The organism is Mesorhizobium sp. M2A.F.Ca.ET.067.02.1.1, assembly GCF_004023285.1.
In the GTDB taxonomy this organism is placed as follows: Bacteria; Pseudomonadota; Alphaproteobacteria; order Rhizobiales; family Rhizobiaceae; genus Mesorhizobium.
Map to the genome: position 1 here is coordinate 1 of NZ_RZSB01000689.1, position 3,220 is coordinate 3,220.

Genomic DNA, 3,220 nt, shown 5'->3' on the forward strand with positions numbered 1-3,220 from the left:
TCTCGCCAAACCATCGCCGGTCCTCCCGGCTGGCAAGAAAACTGTCACCCATCTAATCGGTCCATTCTGTTACCTATCTATCCGGTTCGGACAACAGCCCTTTCTCCCCGTCACTATACGGGGAGAAATGCCCGGCAGGGCAATGAGGGGCAACGCTGCCGGCCCGAGATTGGCGATAGCCTATCCATGGTCTTTGGGCCTACGCTGCGAATTGAAGGTCAATCACCGAAGCCGGCGCTGCCCCTCATCCGCCCTTCGGGCACCTTCTCCCCGTGGAACGGGGAGAAGGAAAAAAGGGCGCCTCAATACTTCTCCGGCACGTAAAGCTCGCGCGGAAGCACCTGGCGCTCGTAGGAGGGGTTGAAGACGCGCTCCGGCAGCGTGATCTCTTCATGCGGCACATCTTCATACGGCACCTGCTGCAACAGATGATCGATGCAGTTCAGCCGCGCGCGTTTCTTGTCGTTGCCCTCGACGATGAACCAGGGCGCCTCCTTGATGTTGGTGCGGGCGAAGGTCTCTTCCTTGGCCTTGGTGTACTGCTCCCAGCGCACGCGCGACTGCAGGTCCATGGGCGACAGCTTCCACTGCTTCATCGGGTCGTGGATGCGCATCAGAAAGCGCATCTGCTGTTCCTCGTCGGTGATCGAGAACCAGTATTTCACCAGCGTGATGCCGGAGCGGACCAGCATGCGCTCGAATTCCGGCACGTCGCGGAAAAACTCCTCGACCTGATCCGCATTGGCAAATCCCATCACCCGCTCGACGCCGGAGCGGTTGTACCAGGAGCGGTCGAACAGCACGATCTCGCCGCCCGCGGGGAGATGCGGCACGTAGCGCTGGAAATACCATTGCGACTTTTCGCGTTCGGTCGGCGCCGGCAATGCCACCACGCGGGCGATGCGGGGATTGAGCCGCTGCGTGATGCGCTTGATGACGCCACCCTTGCCGGCGGAGTCGCGGCCCTCGAAGACCACCACCAGCTTCTTCTTGTGGTAGGCGACCCAGGATTGCAGCTTGATCAGTTCGGACTGGAGCCTCAACAGCTCGCGGAAATAAGTCATCCGATCGATGGAAGGCGGATGCGACTTCTTGTAGATCTTGGCGATCTCGAGCGAGAGCGCCGGTTCGGAAATCTCCAGCTCGTAGTCTTCGTCGAGCGTGTCCTCGAGCTCGGCTTCCAGCCAGTCCTTGGCCCCGGAATTCGATTTCACTTCATTCACCGCGCAGCTCCGTCGCCTGTCAGCCATCATCGCTTCGGAATGCGCCGCGGCTCCGCCCCGACACGCCACTCCGTAAGCCGACTGAGATACAGAGGCGCAATGACGGTTTTATTGCAAGGCGACCACAGCCGGGCATGATAGACGATATGTGATCGGCCCGTATCGATAGCGGGGCGACAAGCGGCTGGAATTGTCCTACAAATCCCTCGCCTCTTTCCCGCGCCCGCCACGGCGCCTCTGCAAAACAAAATCGCGAGGACCCGACATGGAATACCGCACCCTTGGCCGTTCCGGCCTGAAGGTTTCGACATTGACCCTCGGCACCATGACCTTCGGCGGCACGGGCCCGTTCGCCGCCGTCGGCAACTCCGATCTTTCGGAAGCCAGGCGCATCATCGACACCTGCATCGATGCCGGCATCAACCTCATCGACACCGCCAACGTCTATTCCAACGGGCTGTCGGAGGAGATCATCGGCGAGGCGCTTGGCGGCAAGCGCAAGAACGACGTGCTGATCGCGTCCAAGGCGCGCATGCGCATCGGCGCCGGTCCGAATGACGAGGGCTTGTCGCGCCACCATCTGATCCGCGAATGCGAAAAGAGCCTGAAGCGGCTCAGGACCGATGTCATCGACGTCTATTTCGTTCACCAGTGGGATGGGCTGACCCCGGTCGAGGAGACGATCGCGGCGCTCGACACTTTGGTCAACCAGGGCAAGATCCGTTACATCGGCTGCTCCAACTGGTCGGGCTGGCAGGTGATGAAGGCTCTTGCCGTCAGCGACAGCCGACATCAGGCCCGGTTCGTCACCCAGCAGATCCATTACACGCTGGAAGCGCGCGAAGCCGAGTATGAATTGCTGCCGATCTCGGTCGACCAGGGCCTCGGCGTGCTGGTCTGGAGTCCGCTGGCGGGCGGCCTGCTCTCCGGCAAATATCATCGCGACAGCCCGACCGCGCGCCAGCTCGGCGGCTGGAAGGAACCGCCGATCCGCGACGTGGACCGGCTGTGGCGCATCGTCGACGTGCTCTCCGACATCGGCAAGGCGCGCGGCATCTCAGGGGCGCAGGTCGCGCTGGCCTGGCTGCTCGGCCGTCCGGCCGTAAGCTCGCTGGTGATCGGCGCACGCAACGAGACGCAGCTCAAGGACAACCTCGCCGCGGCCAGCCTGTCGCTCTCCGAGGAAGAACGCCAGCGACTTGACTCGGTCAGCCGCCCGCCGGTGCTTTATCCCTACTGGCACCAGCAGTTCACCGCCAGGGACCGGTTCGGGCCGGCCGACAAGGTGCTCGACCGCTCGCATGCCTAAAACAGTCAGTCGGCGATAAAGCGCCAGACTTCCGGATCGGGCTTTATCTGCCCACTCAACACGAAATATTTATAGAGGACGAGCAGCGAGATCGCCTGCTCGTCCTGTTCATTGCCGAATTGGCGGCAATAGGCGTTGGCGGCGGCAGTTATCCGCGCCGCCTCGGCAGGATGCTTTTCTAAATAGGCCACCTTGTCGACAAGGTCGGAGAAATCAGGCTCGAGCGGCACGTAATGGATATTGGGCTCCACCTTGGCTTCCGCAAACCAGGTTTCGTAGGTCGGCTCCGGCATCAGGCAGAGCGAATTGGAGCTCATGATCCATTTCAGGTTCGTCGCGACGTCATTGCCTTCGAGCGAGACAATGTAGCGATACTGCCGCTGCTGCTCGATGTTCAGGAACGGCTTGCGGTATCCATCCGGCGCGTCGGGCTTGTGGGAACCCGCATCGCAAAACGGTAGGTCGGCGGCCTTTTCCACGAAGCGGGTGCGAAGCGGATTGTTGAGATGACCGCGCCAGACCACCATCGGGCGCTTGTCGGCGAAGGACAGCTTGTCGGGTGGCATGTAGAAGTGGCGGAACTTGTTCAGCTTCATCAGCACGCCATTGGCGTTGTCGTCGCCGATGGGCCGGTCCTTGACGATCCTCGGCACCTCCGGAATGCCGACGACATCGCCATATTCGAAAT

The 3,220-nt window shown here is 61.5% G+C and carries 3 protein-coding genes; 1 reads left to right on the forward strand and 2 read right to left on the reverse strand.

What is annotated here, in order from left to right:
* Positions 1 to 302 precede the first annotated feature (302 nt).
* Complete coding sequence (ppk2, locus tag EOA28_RS30055; RefSeq protein ID WP_127253726.1) at positions 303 to 1,223, reverse strand: polyphosphate kinase 2; 921 nt, start codon at positions 1,221 to 1,223, stop codon at positions 303 to 305.
* Between the two features lie 265 nt (positions 1,224 to 1,488).
* Here ppk2 and EOA28_RS30060 point away from each other — a divergent pair, with 265 nt between their 5' ends.
* Entirely contained in the window at positions 1,489 to 2,532 is a 1,044-nt protein-coding gene (locus EOA28_RS30060; protein ID WP_127253727.1) for an aldo/keto reductase, read from the forward strand.
* A gap of 5 nt (positions 2,533 to 2,537) precedes the next feature.
* On the opposite strand, the gene EOA28_RS30065 is transcribed toward EOA28_RS30060, so the two are convergent.
* On the reverse strand, positions 2,538 to 3,220 hold a 683-nt coding region (locus EOA28_RS30065), incomplete at its 5' end, for a glycosyl transferase family 90 (RefSeq protein ID WP_128315589.1).

Coding starts and splice junctions, on each gene's coding strand:
- EOA28_RS30060 (WP_127253727.1), top strand. CDS start 1,489: ATGGAATACCGCACCCTTGGCCGTTCCGGCCTGAAGGTTTCGACATTG.